15 protein-coding genes are annotated in these 15,980 nt (G+C 57.9%); 14 read left to right on the top strand and 1 reads right to left on the bottom strand.

Translation table 11 applies throughout. The features are described from left to right. Positions 1–135 precede the first annotated feature (135 nt). The 14 genes from HAT86_RS02005 (at position 136) to HAT86_RS02065 (ending at position 14,270) form a co-directional block, all read left to right on the top strand. A complete protein-coding gene (locus tag HAT86_RS02005) occupies positions 136–615 on the top strand; it encodes a hypothetical protein (RefSeq protein WP_167192914.1) in 480 nt (159 codons plus the stop codon). A 116-nt stretch (positions 616–731) separates the two neighbouring features. Further along, positions 732–1,142, top strand: a complete 411-nt coding sequence (locus tag HAT86_RS02010; RefSeq protein WP_167192915.1) for a hypothetical protein — start codon at positions 732–734, stop codon at positions 1,140–1,142. Positions 1,143–1,234: 92 nt separating this feature from the next. Then, positions 1,235–2,758 carry an FHA domain-containing protein gene (locus tag HAT86_RS02015; RefSeq protein WP_167192916.1) on the top strand — a complete coding sequence of 508 codons (1,524 nt, stop codon included), beginning with the start codon at positions 1,235–1,237 and terminating at the stop codon, positions 2,756–2,758. A gap of 43 nt (positions 2,759–2,801) precedes the next feature. Beyond that, the gene (locus HAT86_RS02020) at positions 2,802–3,428 is read left to right on the top strand and encodes an FHA domain-containing protein (protein ID WP_167192917.1); all 627 of its coding nucleotides are present in this window, start codon (positions 2,802–2,804) and stop codon (positions 3,426–3,428) included. After that, the gene (locus HAT86_RS02025) at positions 3,425–4,651 is read left to right on the top strand and encodes a PP2C family protein-serine/threonine phosphatase (protein WP_167192918.1); all 1,227 of its coding nucleotides are present in this window, start codon (positions 3,425–3,427) and stop codon (positions 4,649–4,651) included. The genes HAT86_RS02020 and HAT86_RS02025 overlap by 4 nt, the downstream gene beginning before the upstream one ends. Before the next feature lie 16 nt (positions 4,652–4,667). Continuing rightward, positions 4,668–5,783: a serine/threonine protein kinase gene (locus tag HAT86_RS02030; RefSeq protein WP_167192919.1), complete on the top strand. Its 1,116-nt coding sequence runs from the start codon at positions 4,668–4,670 to the stop codon at positions 5,781–5,783. Positions 5,784–5,819: 36 nt separating this feature from the next. Next, positions 5,820–7,034, top strand: coding sequence for a trypsin-like peptidase domain-containing protein (locus tag HAT86_RS02035; RefSeq protein WP_167192920.1), 1,215 nt, complete (start codon positions 5,820–5,822; stop codon positions 7,032–7,034). Continuing rightward, a complete protein-coding gene (locus HAT86_RS02040) occupies positions 7,031–7,747 on the top strand; it encodes an ATP-binding cassette domain-containing protein (RefSeq protein ID WP_167192921.1) in 717 nt (238 codons plus the stop codon). The genes HAT86_RS02035 and HAT86_RS02040 overlap by 4 nt, the downstream gene beginning before the upstream one ends. Then, entirely contained in the window at positions 7,744–8,238 is a 495-nt protein-coding gene (locus HAT86_RS16810; protein WP_231125786.1) for a hypothetical protein, read from the top strand. The genes HAT86_RS02040 and HAT86_RS16810 overlap by 4 nt, the downstream gene beginning before the upstream one ends. A gap of 51 nt (positions 8,239–8,289) precedes the next feature. Continuing rightward, positions 8,290–8,940, top strand: a complete 651-nt coding sequence (locus tag HAT86_RS16815) for an FtsX-like permease family protein (protein ID WP_231125787.1) — start codon at positions 8,290–8,292, stop codon at positions 8,938–8,940. Between the two features lie 79 nt (positions 8,941–9,019). Next, a complete protein-coding gene (locus HAT86_RS02050; protein WP_167192922.1) occupies positions 9,020–10,591 on the top strand; it encodes a formylglycine-generating enzyme family protein in 1,572 nt (523 codons plus the stop codon). Between the two features lie 33 nt (positions 10,592–10,624). Continuing rightward, positions 10,625–10,897, top strand: coding sequence for a hypothetical protein (locus tag HAT86_RS02055; protein ID WP_167192923.1), 273 nt, complete (start codon positions 10,625–10,627; stop codon positions 10,895–10,897). 33 nt (positions 10,898–10,930) lie between these two features. Continuing rightward, a complete protein-coding gene (locus HAT86_RS02060) occupies positions 10,931–12,283 on the top strand; it encodes a serine/threonine-protein kinase (RefSeq protein WP_167192924.1) in 1,353 nt (450 codons plus the stop codon). 13 nt (positions 12,284–12,296) lie between these two features. Beyond that, positions 12,297–14,270: a vWA domain-containing protein gene (locus HAT86_RS02065; protein WP_231125788.1), complete on the top strand. Its 1,974-nt coding sequence runs from the start codon at positions 12,297–12,299 to the stop codon at positions 14,268–14,270. A 136-nt stretch (positions 14,271–14,406) separates the two neighbouring features. On the opposite strand, the gene HAT86_RS02070 is transcribed toward HAT86_RS02065, so the two are convergent. Beyond that, positions 14,407–15,804, bottom strand: a complete 1,398-nt coding sequence (locus HAT86_RS02070) for a Do family serine endopeptidase (protein WP_167193004.1) — start codon at positions 15,802–15,804, stop codon at positions 14,407–14,409. Positions 15,805–15,980 lie beyond the last annotated feature (176 nt).

Consider the following 15,980-nt stretch of genomic DNA (forward strand, 5'->3'; position numbering starts at 1 on the left):
TCGGGTGCTAAGACCAAGGAAGAACGGCAACTTGAAGCGGAAGCACGCAGCCTGAACCAAGTCACGAAAAACATAATTGTGTAAAACACAGTCGAGGGTGCCGTTATCGGCGCTGCGGCGGGCTGTGGTATCGCGTTGCTGCTGGGCGGCGATGGCGGCGACTGTGCCAAAGGCGCGGCAGCCGGGGGTGTTATCGGTGGCGTTGGAGGCAACGCCGTTGGTCGGCAAGCCGCACAAAAGAAGGTGGAACTTGTCCAACGCGACAAGGTTCTGGCCAATCTGCGTGGTGTCAGCCAGCGCCTTAATGGGGTCGAGACGCGTTTGAACCGGGTCTTGAATTCGCAAAACGCAGAACTGAGTTCATTGCGGCGTCGGGTCAACGCACAGCAGGTGTCGAAATCTGAGTATGACGCGCGTGTTCGTGCCATCAATTCGAACCGGCAAACGGTGAAGAATGAGTTGCAGAAAAGTGAAAACAACATTGTCAAAACGCGAAATGAAATTCGTGTTGCACAGCAAAAAGGTCAATCCGGGCTGGTGTCGCTCGATAAGGCGGCGGCAAGCAATCAATCCCGTCTGGCGCGCAACCGACAAAAGCTGCGCTTGATCCAGTAAGGCTTGGAACTTTGCCCGGGCGCAAACTGTGACCGGGCATGTATTAAATGGTTTAGAGGAGAAACAGATATGAGTTTTCGTTCAAAGGTCTGATTGCTGCGGGTCTTGTCGGAGCTTTGGCCGGGTGCACCGGCTCGACCGATCCGGAAACGGCCTCGCTGTTTGACAACATCAAGAATTTGAACAGCGGTGAGTATGATCGCCAGATCGCCGAAAAAGACCGCGAGGCACAGGCAATCATCGCCAACAATCAGGCCAGCCAGCGCCGGATCGACTCGAAGGAGCGCCAAGTTTCCAGCAACGCCGGTGAGATATCGGCACTGAAATCGCAACTTTCACAGGTCAAGGCACAGGCGGCTGCGGCGCGGGCAAAGGTGGCTTCGGATCCGGCGAAGGTTCAGCGCTTGAACGCGCTTGAGGCGCAGCTTTCGGGAATTCAGTCTGATGTCAACACGGGCTCGGTCTCGGCGGCGACGCGTTCGGAACTGAGCCGTGTAAGCTTGGCGATTTCAGCTTTGACGAGCTGATCGCTGGCGCTTGAGCTGATTTATTTGAAACCATAGCGAGGTTCCCGCGCATGAATTTCTTGCGTTTGATTGCTACTCTTGGTCTGGCAATAATGAGTTTGGCGGCGGAAACCGACCGTGTTTCAGCACAAGCTGTCGGTGATGGCACGCCCCCGGCCCGTGTCCCGGTGGACGGTATGCCCCTGCTTGATTGCAGCCCTGCCGCACCTGCGCCCGCCGACAGTTGCATTGTGCGTGTGCCCCCGAACCAAACGCGCGGGAAATTGACCAGACGTCCGACAAGCGACAGGCCAGCCGAATTCAGGTTTGTGCGATCGGGCGACGACCTGTTTCCGTCTGATGTCGACGTATCGGCAACGGTCTTGTTGATTGATCGTACTCCGGGGTTGAATGGTGCCCGTCGCGCGACATGGCCGCAAGTGCGCGCGCATGCGCGGCGGCTGGCGCAATCGCTTCCGTCTGACGAGCAAGTGGCGGTCTATACCTTTGACGAAACGCTGCAGCGGTTGGTGGATTTCACATCGGATCGCAACCGGGTTCTGTCGGCGATCGAGAATATGCAACTGGATGGGTTAAACACCCGGATCGCAACAAATGTCCGCGATATCGTATCAGTGCTGGATGACCAGTCGGATGTTCTTTTGAAAAACGTGGTCGTGATCACGGATGGGATTGAAGAAGGGGCCAGTTCGATTGCCTCGTTGAACGAGGCAGCGCAAGATGCTGGGGTTACGATTTCAGCGCTGGGGATGATCTGGGCCGGTTTGGGAGATCCACAGACCGGCACGCACATTGATTTCTTGGAAGAGCTGACGAAAGGGTCTCTGGGATCATACCGCACGGTGCGTTTGCTTCAACCCGAACAAGCGCGGATTGAGGTTGGCCGTTTCATTGAAAGCTTCAATTCTTCGATCGGGAAATCGGGCCTTATTGTCCCTGTGGGTGAGCCCGCGCCAGCCGAAATCACGGTGACCATGCAAGTGCCCGTGCCGGGGCAGGAGGGCAGCTTTGACGAGCAGCAGATCACGGCCAGCTTTGTGCCCGACGCCCCAAACCCGGCACCATCGGTTGCAGAAGACAGCCCGCAAGACACCGGAACGCAAAAGGATGCCGAGAATTTGATATTCGGCTATCCTGCGCTTTATGTTTACATCGCCGCGGGCGTGCTGGGCGCGCTTTTATTGCTGCTTTTGGCGCTTTTGCTGCTGCGAAAACCGCGCAGCACCGAGGAACTGGACCTGCACGAGGACGATAGTCACCCAGTTTTCGACGATACCGACAGCACCAGTTTTGTTCCACCGCCTGCGCGCCCGCAAAATGCGCCGCCGCCGGTTGCATTCCTTGTTTTGAAGCCAACGGGGGAACGCCTGCCGGTTCATGCCGGCGGCGTGGGCATCGGCAGATCGAATGAAAACAGTATCACGCTAACCGATCCAAGCGTGTCCCGCGTGCATGCGCAATTGGCCACTGGGCGCGGCGGCGGGTTTTCATTGACAGATCTGGACAGCTTGAACGGCACCTTTGTGAACGAGAAAAAAGTCTCGGGAACGCGGCAGGTGAATATCGGCGACACGTTGGGTTTTGGAACGGTCAGGGCAAGCATCGTAAAGGCCTAAATCCCTTGTTGGGAGAATGGCCACGGCAAAAAGGGGATGGGTTATGGGAAAAGACAAGACAAGTTGGCTGTTTGACGAAACCGACAACGATACAGGTGATGATCTGGGCTTGGGCGATGAAAGCACAGGGGTTTTCACCGAGAGCATGCAGCATTCTGGCGATGCACCGACGCATGCCTATCTGGGCTTTGGTGAAAACGAAGCTGAAACCCAGTTCGTGCCAAGCACCGACAAAACCGAAATCTATCACGGTGGCGTTGCTGGCAAGTATTCAGAAAAAGCCGAATTTGATGACATGGTCGATCCAATTGTCGGCTGGTTCGTGGTGGTGCAGGGGCCGGGTATCGGGCAATCGGTCAATCTGGGCTCGGGGATGAATACAATCGGACGCGACCCCGACGAGCGTGTGGCGCTGCCGTTCGGGGATACATTGATTTCGTCCAAGGACCATGTGCGCGTGATCTATGATGATGAGTCCCGCGAATTTCTGATCGCGCCGGGCAGTGGCTCGAACGTCACAAAGATCGGGACGAAAATCGTGGCAACGCCGCAACCTCTTGAGAATTATTCGTTGATCCGCCTGAGCAAGCAAACGCATGTCAGGTTTGTGGCCTTCTGCAACGAAGATTTTGATTGGTCAGATGTTGCTGAAAACACCGACCAGAAATGAGCATCGTCGGCGGTAAACAAAGTTTAGGGCAACGCGAGACACAGGAAGACGCATTTCGGATCATTCTTCAAAGCGAACAAGATCCGAAAGCGGATATCCTGTTGTTGTTGGCCGATGGGATGGGCGGGCATGCCGGGGGCGAGGTTGCCTCTAATCTGGCGCTCGAAAGCATTGAAAAACATTTCGTATCTGTCTCTCAAAACCCGAAACCTCTGAAGCGATTGCACGAGGCGGTGATTGCCGCAAATGACGCCATCGGACAGCGTGTGGCGCAAGACCCCAAACTGCGCGGGATGGGGTGTACTGTGCTCGCCGTTCTGAAAATCGGCGATCGGCTGCTGTGGGCCAGCGTCGGTGACAGCGTTTTGTTTTTATATCGCAACAACCGCTTGCGCCGGCTGAATGCTGACCATTCGCTGTATGGTGAATTGCTGGAAATGGTCCGTGCCGGAAAGATCACGCAGGCCGAGGCCGATCATCATCCCAAACGCAATTCGCTGCGCTCTGCAGTGATGGGGGACAAGCTGGCGCTTATTGATCTGTCGGGGCTAGAGTTGCAGGCCGGGGATGCTGTTTTGCTGGCCTCGGATGGTCTCGAAACGCTTGAGGATGACGCCATTCGGCAGATTTTGGAGCGTGACCAGATCGGTGATGTGCGCGGTGTCTGTTCGGATTTGCTGAACGCGGTCGATGAACGTGCCAAGCCCAAGCAGGACAACACGACCGTCGTGATGTATCGCCACGCCCATGAAGGTATGAGCGGCCTTTACCGCGACAGCCGTTGGACATTGCGCGATGCCTCGTCGCGGTTTTCCGGACTGCGTGGCATGTTGGCGGCTGGGGCTGTGGCAATCGGTGTCATCTTGTTGGGGCTGATGATCTGGGTGGTTGGGTTTTCCGGCAAGCCCGAGGCTGTGCAGACAGCCCCCTCTGATAGGTCCGTGGACACGGTGGATCGGTCCGAAGGCGCCATTACCGACAGCGATGGGGCCGAAAATGACGGTGACCAACTGCAAGAGGGGCAACCCGTCGACCCGGCGCAAGACGATGCCATCGGGGAAACCAACCCTGATCCGAATTCCGAGAGCCAAAGCTTCGAGGACGACACGCCGCCGTCTGATGCGTCACCTGATCCAGCGGGGTCATCGGTCGGCCCCGAAGGCGCGGACCCGGTTGACGATAGCTTGGGGGATGCGACCCGCGATAGTGACAGTGGGTCTTGACCAAGGAGAAGGCGATATGTCGGACCGCCTTCCAAGAGGCACCAAAATAGCGGGGCACCAGATTGTTGATGTTCTGGGCCAAGGCGGCTTTGGGATAACGTATAAGGCTGAGAATCTGAAATTCGGTGAACCGGCGGCGATCAAGGAGTTTTTCCCGCATGAACACGCCGTGCGCGAGTTGGACCTGAGTGTCGCGCCGCGCGAACAGTATAAGAAATTCTACCACATGGGCCTTGATGCCTTTTTCGAAGAGGCAAATCTGCTGCGTGATCTGCCCAATGTGCCGGGCCTTGTGCGTGTTCGGGCCGCGTTCAGCAAGCACAGCACGGCGTATTGTATCATGGACTATATCGAGGGCGATCCGCTTGATCGGATGGCGGCTCGATTTTCGCAAAGGGGGACACCTATTCCCGAAGCGTTGGTGCGCTCGGTGGCGTCGTCGTTGGGCGATGCCCTGAGCGCCGTTCATCAGGTGGGGCTGATCCATCGTGATGTCAAACCGGGCAACATCATGATCCGGCGCGATGGTCAGCCGATCTTGATTGATTTCGGGGCCGCCCGGCCTTTGGGGCGCACGGTATCGATGGGGTCGATGTTCACACGCAAATATGCGGCGATCGAACAATTCCCGCGTGAGGTGGTGCCGCTGCCCCGCTCCATCCAAGAAGGACCACAGGCAGATATTTTTGCATTGTCGGTCATGCTGTATGAGCTGGTTTCGACCAGTTTGCCGCCATCGGCGGATCAACGTTTCAAGGCGCTAAAGTCTACAGGGCGCGATATATATGTGCCCGTCCGCGAAAATTTGCGGCGCAACCGGGTGGATGCAAGTTACCCCGCGCCTTTGCTGGACATGATCGACGAAGGCTGCGCGCTGATGCCCGAAGACCGGCCAAGCAATGCGCGGCGGTTCACCGCGCGCGTGGCCGACGGCCCGGTCGTTTCGCCGCCGCGCCATCAACCCGTGCCATCGTCCAAAGGGTCGGAATTGCGTCCGGCAGGGGTGCCTGCCGGGCGCTCACGCAAGACAACAAGACAACGGAAATTCAAAGGCCAGGCCGCGATTTTGATGATTATCATACTGCTTGCCTGTCTGGCTGCGGCTGTTGGATTCATTATGAGGGACTACTGAAGCATGTTTGTAAGAAGGGTCGTTTTTGCGGCAGTCGTGGGGTTGGTCTGGGTGATGACGGGCGTGTCGTCTGTCACGGCGGAAGACTTTGAAGAGATCGTAGTGACGGCTGACAAAGCGATGGGTCGGACGGTTACCGCCGAGCTTATCACTGGATCTGGATTTTTGTTGGCGCCGGTGCCGGACAGTTCAGATTTTTATTATCTGACCAACAAACACGTGATTGAGGGTAGCAGAGCGCTGGCTGTGTTCTTCTCAAGCAATGGCGAGATTTTTCAATACAACGCAAAGGTATTGCACACCAGCGCGGGGCTGGATTTGGCGGTTCTACGGCTAAGCCCTGACGGCGATACCCTGCCCGACCCGGTGTTCTTGCCGATTGCATCGCGCGACATGCGCAAGGGTGAGCCGGTGGCCGCGCTTGGCTATCCTGGCTCGGCTGACGAGATAGTTTCAAATGATGCAAACCCGGCGCTGTTCGAGACTACGCTTACCCAAGGCGCGGTGTCCAAGGTGTTCATGGGCACATGGGTGCGTGATGGATCGTCGCTTGAAATTGTGCAGCACACGGCCTCTGTGAATAAGGGGAATTCGGGTGGCCCGTTGCTGGATTCGTGCGGACAGGTGATTGGGGTCAACACTAAAATTTCACAGGAGACGCCAAGCGGCTTCCCCACAAACGGCACGTTCTGGGCCTCGTCGTCAAATTCGATTGCGGGTTTCTTGTCGATTGTCAAAGTGCCCTATTACGTTGAAAACAGTTCATGTGGGTCTGACGCGTCGGGGGCGTCTGGCTCGGCGATGACTCGCGGCGTGCCAGCTTGGGTTTACATCGTTGCGGGGGTGATCGGCGTTGCGCTGATCGGGGGCGGGGTAACCCTGTTTCTTACGAACAAGACGCAGGGTGCCACAGGTATAAAACCAGTGGGGCGGGGCCGCAAAGCCGCGCTGCGGCTGCGGATGGCTGGCAGCCCTGACACAACCCTGACCGCTGGACAGCTGAAAGCCGGGGTCACAATCGGGCGGTCCTCTGAGAATGCCCTTGTGGTCAACCAAGAGGGGCTAAGCCGCGTTCACGCGCGCATAGATTTGCAAAACCGTGTGCTGCGCGTGACTGATATGGGGACGACAAACGGAACCACCGTGAATGGTCAGAAGCTAACCCCGAATACGCCCGTACAGGTCACGACGGCCTCGGATATTCGGTTGGGGGGCATCCCGCTCAAGCTGGCAAAGCCGGGTAAATCATGACGGACGCCGTGCTGCATATCCGTAACCTCGGCGTGCGCTTGGCGCATGACTTTGCCGTCGTGATCGAAACGATGAATTTGCAGCGCGGCGAAACATTGATTCTTGATGCGGTCAGTGGCACCGGCAAAAGCACGGTGCTGGGCCTGATTTCAGGTGCGATTGCGCCGGATGATTTTGCCGATTGTGACCATCGCGTGGCTGGGCATGATCTGTTCACACCGCAAGGCCGTGCCGCAGTGGCGGCCCCTGATGTCATGGGCTTTGTTCTTCAGACAAACGCCCTGATCCCGTATCTTTCGATCCAAGAAAATATTCGTCTGCCGCTTGCCATAAAGGGGCATACCCCAGATCAGGACTGGCACGATCATTTGATCGCAGCCTTGGGGATTTCAGGTCTTCTTGCGCGCAAGCCCGCGCAAATTTCGGTTGGTCAACGACAGCGGGCGTCGATCGCGCGTGCGCTGCTGGCCCGGCCACGGGTGTTGCTGTTGGATGAGCCTGTTTCGGCGCTTGATCCTGCCAATGTCGCTCAGGTTGAGCAATTGATTGCCATTCTCGCGCAAGAGGCCGGATCGGCAGTGGTTTTGGCCAGCCATCAATCACAAAGTGGCGCGTTTGAAGACGCGCGCCGGGGCACGCATAGTGTTTTCAGCCACCAACAGGTGACATATTCGGTTTTTGGCGGCTCCTTGACGCAGGAGCGCGCCGCATGACGTATCTGCCGATAACCCTTGCGCTCAAGGATTTGCGCCATGATTGGCAAGCGGCCGTGTGTTTTATTGCGGCGTTGGTCGGCGTTTTGGCGCCTTTGTTGATTGTTCTGGCACTAAAGAACGGTGTGATCGGCACGATGGTTGGCCGTCTGGTCGAAGACCCGTCGAACCGTGAAATTCTGGCGGTCGGGGCCGGGCGGTATGATCAGGATTTTTTCAACGCCCTTGCTGCACGCGGCGATGTTGAGTTTGCTATGCCTGCCACACGGTCAATCAACACATCGGCGGATGCCGTGCAAAACATGGCGAACCGTCAGTTGGAACGCGCTGTGCCGCTTGTGCCCAGTGCTGCGGGCGATCCGTTGATCACCGCGTTCGCGCCTGTTGGCCCGGGTCAGGTATATGTCAGCGCAGCACTGTCTGAGGCGTTGGGCGGTCTGCGCGCCGGGGCAATGCTTGAGATTCTGATTGGCCGCGAGATTGACGGCTGAGAGGAGCTGGCCCGCCGGGAACTGGAGGTTCTGGGTCTCGTTCCGGACGACATGTATGGGCGCGATGCCCTGTTTTTGTCACTGCCCGACCTGTTGGCGATCGAGCGGTTCCGCGATGATGCCGCGATCACCCCTGCCACGTGGATGAATGATCGTCCCGCGCCCGTGGCCTATGCCAGTTTCAGGCTTTACGCCAAGGAACTTGACCAGCTGAAGGGCCTTCGCGGCTGGTTGGAGGACCAAGGGATCACAACGCGCTTGCGTGCGCAAAACGCGGCTTTGTTGCTGGCCTTTCGCGACAATCTGAACGTGCTTTACACGGGCGTTGCGATTTTGGCTGCGGCCGGGTTCTGGGCCTCGATGGCGGCCAATCTGCGCGGTGCCGTCGAACGGCAGCGCATTGCCTTCAGCCTGTTGCGACTGCTTGGATTGTCGCGTCGCGGCCGCATTTTGATTCCGGTGTGTCAGGGGCTGATATTGGTCATGGCTGGTATCTTTTTGACATTTTGTCTGGTCGTTCCGGCCACGTTGATCATCAACAGCATGTTTTCGGCCAGCACGGGAAATGCGATCGCCACATTGGGAGCGCAAGATTTGATTGCGACCTGTGGTGTCGGACTGCTGACCGCCTTCACAGCGTCAGGCTGGGCCGTTTGGGCCGTCAAGGGAATTGAGAAAGCAGAGGTGTTGCGCCATGGTTGACCAGAAACCCATCAAGCGATTGCCATTTTTCAGGACCGTCTTGGCGGTTTGCACTGTCCTTGTTGCCCAAGGGCCTGTCATGGCCCAGACCACGGGCATTGAATGGCGTGACAGCTATTACAACCCGCAGCCTGCCGATGATGATCTGATCCTGCCCATGCCCTGCGGTGGGGCGATGGTGTTCCGCAAAGTGTCCACGCCGAATGTCGATGGTGCAATTGGTGACGTGCCTGTGACCTTGGGGCAGGAGGGCGACGATCGGCCCTATCTGAATGGTGTTTGGCGGTCTTATGTATCCGGTGCCTTCTCTGATGATGGCAGCCCGACCAAGGGTTATTTCTACATGGCCAAATATGAACTGGCCGAAGCGCAATACGATGTCGTCATGTCGGGCTGCCCTGACAAGACCCCGCGCAGACGGGCGTTTTTGCCCAAGGTGGGTCAGACGAAACTGGAGTATCAAAGTTTTGCCCAAGCCTACAGCCTGTGGCTGATGCAGAACGCACCGGAACACCTGCCGCAAGTCGGGGAAACACGGGCCTATTTGCGCTTACCAACGGAAGAGGAGTGGGAATTTGCCGCACGCGGCGGCATGAACGTGGAAAGCGCATTGTTTCGCAAGACACGGCCACCCATTCCCGATGGTCGGCAGCAAAGTGAATACATTGCGCATGGCGGGTCAGACAGTGCTGCGGGCCGCATTCAGGTGATTGGCTCGCTTGCGGCCAACCCTTTGGGGCTGCACGACATGCTGGGCAACGCCGCCGAAATTGTCGGCACGCCGTTTTCACTGATCCGACACGGGCGCCAGCACGGGCAGGCCGGTGGTTTGGTCAAGCGCGGGGGCGATGCGCGTACGCCCTTGTCGTCAATTACCAGCGCCACGCGAGACGAGCTGCCGCCGTTCGATGTGCTGTCCAACGAACCCACGCAGGACAGGTTCGCGGCGACGCGCTTGGTGGTGGCCGGACTGGCGATCACTTCTGCCGCGCAAGCCGACGCTTTGAACAGCAGCCTGCAAGAGCTTGCCAAGCCCGACCCTGCGCTAAGCACCGCATCATCCGAGGAAGAGGTGATTGCCCTGTTGGACGCGATGCGCGACGCCGCCGGTTCGGAACGAGACAAAAGCAGGCTGGATGCCATCAAATCCACGCTGCAACGCGGACAGGTGGCGCGCAACACCCTGCGCGACAAATCCATTCGCTTGATATTGAATTCTGCGGTTCTGGTCTGTGATCAGGCGGTGCAACGGTATCTGAACGCCCTTGCCGCCGCCCTGACCATTCAACACGATCTGGCCGAGTTAGAGGACGACGCCCGCCGCGCGGGCGATGATGCGTTTTTGCAGCAGGTGCTTGAGGCCAAGCGAGAGGCGGAGGACCAGTTGGCCGGTCTGGAACGCAAGGCGGTGGCCAACGTGGTGGAATATGCCAACCTGATCGAAGGGCTGTCCGAGGATTACTCGCGCGCCTTGCTGGACAAGCAAACCGATTTCATACGTCCCGAGGTCGAAGCGGAAGGCGCGCGCCGGACCCAGTGCCTTGGGTTGATGTCGACCCATCTTGCGGCCCGCAGGGCGGCGGGACAGTCGGATGTCGATTTGATTGCGCTGGATATTCAGAACATTGCGGTCGAGCAAGCGGCGGAGTGAGACGATGACCAAAAGACAAGAAAAAGGTGACCTATGCGAGATATGCTGAACAATGCCATGCCCATGCTGATCTGGATCACGACCGGGTTTTTCATCCTCAGTTCGTGCTTTTCTGGCGCAATGATCATTCGCTATGGCGGAGCAATTTACAGCTTTGATATTTGGGCAGTGATTGGTGGTTTCCTGACCATCATTTTCGGGGTCACGATGTCTTTTGTGTTTGCGGGCATCTGTTTCCAGATCATGGATATTCGCGAATTTACCAAGCACACGGCAATCGGCCTGCGCAAATCGGCCCGCCGGTGACGGCCTTGTTTACATGCGGATGGAGTTAGACAGATGGAAAAAACCGTACTGGGGCTGAAACCCGGCGACATGATCCAGGACACGTATCGCATTGACAGCTTGCTGGGCGAGGGTGGGATGGGCGCAACGTTTCGTGGCACCAACACGGCGGCAGGTCATGCCGTGGCGATCAAGGTGATGACACCGGAGTTCGCGCGCAATTCCCGTGCGGTTGAATTGTTTCGCAGGGAATCCAGCCTGCTGCGGACCGTTCAGAACGACGCGGTCGTTCGATATGAAACAACGTTGCAGGACAAGGCGGGCAAGCTTTATCTGGTGATGGAGTATTTATCCGGCAAGCCACTTCTTTACTACCTCGACAAGGGCGCAAGATTGGCCTCGGAGGATGTGTTGAAACTTGCCGCGCGCCTGACTTCGGGGTTGGCGGCGATCCATGCGCTTGGAATCGTGCATCGGGACGTTGCGCCAGACAATATTCTGGTCCCGGATGAGGATGTTTCCAAAGCCAAATTCATTGATTTTGGGTTGGCGTCGGATTCGGTGGGCACGGACAAATCTATCTTGGGCAGCGACTTTGCGGGCAAGCTAAGGTATTGCGCGCCCGAGCAACTGGGATTGTTCGACAATCGGATCACCCCTGCAACAGATATTTACGCGCTGGGGTTGGTCTTGATGCGTTGTGCGGGGCTCACCGTGCCGGGTGATGGCAAGGGCTGGGCCGCAATTGATGACCGCCGTGAAGATATCAAAATTCGCGATGACCGGGTGTCGCGCAATCTGCGAGGTGTGCTTGAGGCGTTCCTGCGGGCCGATCCGTCGTTGCGGCCAGACGATCCACTGGCCCTTGTGCGCAAGGCATTGGCCGCCGAAAATGCCGAGGCGCATCAGCCCGCCGGACATACGGACAGATCGGCGCCGGACGCCCAAGACCGCAAGCCCGACACCGGCGCACGCACAGCGCCTTTCGTGGCTTTGATTGCTGGATTCGTGATTATAGCGGGTGGGGCTGCGTGGTTTTTCCTGATGGGGCCGGGGGCCAGTGCAACCTCGGATGCAAGCACCGGGCAGGCCGCGCTTGCACAGGATGCGGCCCAATCCAACGATCCATTGACCGAGGCTGAAAAACTGATCGCGGCCTCGGGTGCGGATAACCTGAATGCCGCGTTTGGCGCCTTGATGGCCCTGTCCGGTGATGACAGTCAATCCGCCGACATCCGGATGCGCGCCAATATCATGATTGCGGAAATGTATGACCCGGCGACACATGACACCGCCCGTTCTCCGTTTCCAAGCGCGAATCCCTTGGCGGCCAAACGGCACTATCAGCGGGCCGCTGATCTGGGCTCCAACTCTGCCGCGCAAGCGCTTGCGCGGTTGTCCGATTGAAAGGAAACCGGTGATGATTAATCGTGCTTCACAAGTGCTGCAAACCGTTGTTTTAGCTGGTGTTCTGGGCGCGTTTCTCTGGGGGTCGATGGCAAGCGCCGCTGATCGCCCGTTGCTTATGGATGGCAAGGAGTCGTTGTTCGAACGCGTTCTTGTCCGAGACAGCACCGCGATGTTCGATGCGCCTGACGGGCGCGGCAGCGGGCAATTGCGGCCGTTGCAACCGCTTTATGTGTACGCCGAAAGCGGGGATTGGTTGCGTGTAGCGCGCGGCGACAAGGGCGATGATCTATTCTGGGTTCCGGCGAACACCGTCACACCGTGGCGGCAAAATATCGTGGCCACGTTGCAAACCAGTGCGAATTTGGATCGGACATTGTTCTTTTCGGACTATGACGCAATTTATGATGTTGTCGAAAGCGAAGCCCCCGGCCTGTCCGCACAAACTCTGCGCCAAGAGGCGGAAGCCGCTGAAACGGCCAATGGCGATTCTGAACGGATCGTAGCCTTGGGCCCACGCGATGCCGTTAATTTGCGCGACAATCTGTATGTCATGCCGATCCTTGAAACCGAGGAGGCTATTTTTGAAAACGGCTCGTTCGTGAACCTGTTGAAGGTTGCTGTGGCGCGCGCACAACCGGATGATGCGCCGATTGACAATGATCCGGTCGCCGACGTGACCCCGGAAGAGGCGCAAGGCGCGTTTCGGGCCGGGGTTGTGTTCGTCGTTGATACGACCATTTCCATGGAGCCGTTTATTCGTCGAACACAGGCCGCCTTGGAAGAGGTATATGACGGGGTTCGGCGTACCGGAGCGCAAGAGGCGGTATCATTCGGGCTGATCGGATTTCGCGACAACCTTCAGGCTGCGCCCGGCCTTGGCTATGACGTTCAGACTTTTGTCGATCTGAATGCCGGTTTTGATGCGTCGGCGTTCCTGAATGGCATCACTCGTATGACCGAAGCGGGCGCATCCAGCCGGAACTTTCGCGAAGACAGCTATGCCGGGATCGAACACGCCTTGCAAGCCATGGACTGGTCGCCGTTCGGGGCGAAATTTATCGTTCTGGTGACCGATGCAAGCCCGCGTGAAGCCAATGACGGCTATTCCAAAACGCGCCTCAGTGCTAAGGGACTTGGAACGTTGGTACGGGAAAATATCAACGGGGCGATCGCGGTGATGCATCTGCGCACACCGCAAGGGCCAAATGACCACGACCGGGCGGAAGCCGCCTATCGTGAATTGACACGCCAGCCCAACGTGCCGCCGTTGTATTTTCCCATAGAAAATGGCGACCGCGACGAATATCAGGCCAGAGCGCGTCAGCTTGGTCAGATCGTTGCAGATCAGGTCAACCGCTTTCGTGGTGGTCAGGATCCCCGCGATTTTTCTGATGACGATGACACTATTGACGAGGATACCAAGGCCTTTCGGGCGGCGGGCCGCACGATGCAGTTGGAATATCTTGGCCGCTCGCGCGGTTCCGAGGCCCCGGATGTTTTTGAGGCGGTTGTCGCAGACCGCGATTTCGCGCGCCCCGGCCTGAAACCTTTGTCGATCCGTCTTTTGCTGACCAAGGCCGAGCTGAGCAATCTGGACGAGGCATTGCGCATCATCATTGAAAAAGCCGAGGAAAACGTGATCAATCCCGATGACTTTTTTGGTCAGGTTCTTGGGGCGGCCGCAGATATGAGCCGTCGGCCCGACAAGGTCTCGCGCCGATCTGATCCAACGCTGGCGGAGGCTGTGAACGTATCCGAATTCATCGAAGACCTGCCTTATAAATCCCGGATCATGGCGATCACCGAGGCGGATTGGGTGCGCATGTCGATCTCGGAGCAGCAGACGGTTGTGAACGAGTTATATGAGAAAATCGAGCGTTACCGCAGATACAATGCGGCCACCGATCAATGGGTGGATTATCTGGGGGCGGGGGCGTCCGCAGGCGGTTTGGTTTACCCGATGATGTTGGATGATTTACCCTGAACGGTGCCTCGTTCAAGGTATGGTTTCATGCACAAATCAGGCAGCTTTCAGACCAGACTGACTCGATTTCGCTTGGTTCTGTTGCAAAAAAAAGGGCGCCCGCGTGGGCGCCCTTTCATCGTATATTTCGGGACAATCAATCGTCGTTTGCCACCGGCAAGGCCACAAAGCGCGGCTCGCCTGCGCGGCGCACCAGCAGCAAGATCGATGTGCGGCCAGCCTCGCGGGCGGCGGTCACCCGATCTTGCAGGTCAGAAATCGACGCGATTTTCTGCTGTCCTGCTTCGGTGATCAAATCACCGGCGCGCACACCTTTTTCGTAGGCGTCTGAAAGATTGTCGACATCGGTGACAACAAGACCTGTCGCATCGTCGTTCAGTTCAAGCTGCTCGCGCAGTTCTGAATCCAGCGGGCTAAGGGTCAGGCCCATCATGTTGGCGCTGTCGGGTTCTTCCGGAGTGTCCGCATTGGGCTGTGCGGTGGGCACGGCACCTTCGGCCTCTTCGCGGCGGCCAAGTGTCACCTTCAGCGTTTGCGTTTTGCCCTGACGGAAAACCACGACGCGAACCGTTTTGCCAACCTCGGTGTTGCCGACCTGACGGACAAGGCCACGCGTATCGTCGACGGGTTTGCCGTCGAAAGACAGGATCACGTCCCCGGCTTCCATGCCCGCTTCTGCTGCGGGGCCTTCAGGCACATCAGTGACCAATGCGCCGCGGACCTCTTCCAATTCCATGGCTTCGGCCACGTCGTCAGTCACATCCTGAATCCGCACGCCCAACCAGCCACGGCGGGTTTCCCCAAATTCCTTCAACTGATCGACCACGCGGGTCACGACGTTCGAAGCCATCGAAAACCCGATCCCGATCGAGCCGCCGGTGGGCGACAGGATGGCGGTGTTCACACCGATTACCTGAGCGTCCATGTTGAATAGGGGACCACCCGAGTTGCCGCGGTTGATGGCGGCATCGGTCTGAATATAGTCGTCGTAGGTGCCCGACAGCGCCCGATTGCGGGCGGATACGATCCCGGCAGAGACTGAAAAGCCCTGACCAAGCGGATTGCCCATCGCCATCACCCAATCGCCAACGCGGGCGGTGTCACTGTCGCCAAAGCTGACAAAGGGCAGCGGCTGATCGGTGTCCACCTTGAGAAGGGCGATATCGGTTTTCGGATCAGTGCCGATCACTTCGGCCGTCAGTTCTTCGCCCGAGAAAAATTCGATGATGATCTCATCGGCGGCTTCGATCACGTGGTTGTTTGTCACCACAAAGCCGTCTTCGGAAATCACAAAACCCGAACCAAGTGCCGAGGTGCGGCGCGGTCTGTTGCCCTCGCCATTGCGATCTTGAAATTCACGGAAAAAATCTTCGAACGGGGAGCCTTCGGGCACCATAGGTGCCGGGCCGGTCCCCTGCGCGACAACGGTCGAGGTGGTGATGTTAACCACGGCCTCGCTGACCCGGTCAGCCAGATTGGCAAAGCTTTCGGGGCGGGCTTGGGCGCTGATGGCCTGCGCGATGACCAGCGCCATGGTCAGCGCCGTCACCCACAGGGCGCGCAAGGCGCCGGGGTTGGTTTTTGAAAGGGTGGCGGATTGGGCTATCACGGTCACGTCTCCTTGCCTTTGTCCGATTTGGGTCGCATCGGGTGGTTCCGGTGCGGCGCATTGATGTGCGTCTTACTTAGGTAGTGTCTGCAGGAACGCAA

The organism is Roseovarius gahaiensis (assembly GCF_011601345.1).
GTDB classification, from domain to species: domain Bacteria; phylum Pseudomonadota; class Alphaproteobacteria; order Rhodobacterales; family Rhodobacteraceae; genus Roseovarius; species Roseovarius gahaiensis.

What these genes read in the sequence shown, in the direction of transcription:
- HAT86_RS16815 (WP_231125787.1), top strand. Translation starts at nt 8,290, where the DNA reads ATGTATGGGCGCGATGCCCTGTTTTTGTCACTGCCCGACCTGTTGGCG.
- HAT86_RS02065 (WP_231125788.1), top strand. Translation starts at nt 12,297, where the DNA reads ATGATTAATCGTGCTTCACAAGTGCTGCAAACCGTTGTTTTAGCTGGT.
- HAT86_RS02015 (WP_167192916.1), top strand. Translation starts at nt 1,235, where the DNA reads ATGAGTTTGGCGGCGGAAACCGACCGTGTTTCAGCACAAGCTGTCGGT.
- HAT86_RS16810 (WP_231125786.1), top strand. Translation starts at nt 7,744, where the DNA reads ATGACGTATCTGCCGATAACCCTTGCGCTCAAGGATTTGCGCCATGAT.
- HAT86_RS02060 (WP_167192924.1), top strand. Translation starts at nt 10,931, where the DNA reads ATGGAAAAAACCGTACTGGGGCTGAAACCCGGCGACATGATCCAGGAC.
- HAT86_RS02020 (WP_167192917.1), top strand. Translation starts at nt 2,802, where the DNA reads ATGGGAAAAGACAAGACAAGTTGGCTGTTTGACGAAACCGACAACGAT.
- HAT86_RS02030 (WP_167192919.1), top strand. Translation starts at nt 4,668, where the DNA reads ATGTCGGACCGCCTTCCAAGAGGCACCAAAATAGCGGGGCACCAGATT.
- HAT86_RS02070 (WP_167193004.1), bottom strand. Translation starts at nt 15,804, where the DNA reads ATGGCGCTGGTCATCGCGCAGGCCATCAGCGCCCAAGCCCGCCCCGAA.
- HAT86_RS02025 (WP_167192918.1), top strand. Translation starts at nt 3,425, where the DNA reads ATGAGCATCGTCGGCGGTAAACAAAGTTTAGGGCAACGCGAGACACAG.
- HAT86_RS02055 (WP_167192923.1), top strand. Translation starts at nt 10,625, where the DNA reads ATGCGAGATATGCTGAACAATGCCATGCCCATGCTGATCTGGATCACG.
- HAT86_RS02040 (WP_167192921.1), top strand. Translation starts at nt 7,031, where the DNA reads ATGACGGACGCCGTGCTGCATATCCGTAACCTCGGCGTGCGCTTGGCG.
- HAT86_RS02050 (WP_167192922.1), top strand. Translation starts at nt 9,020, where the DNA reads ATGGCCCAGACCACGGGCATTGAATGGCGTGACAGCTATTACAACCCG.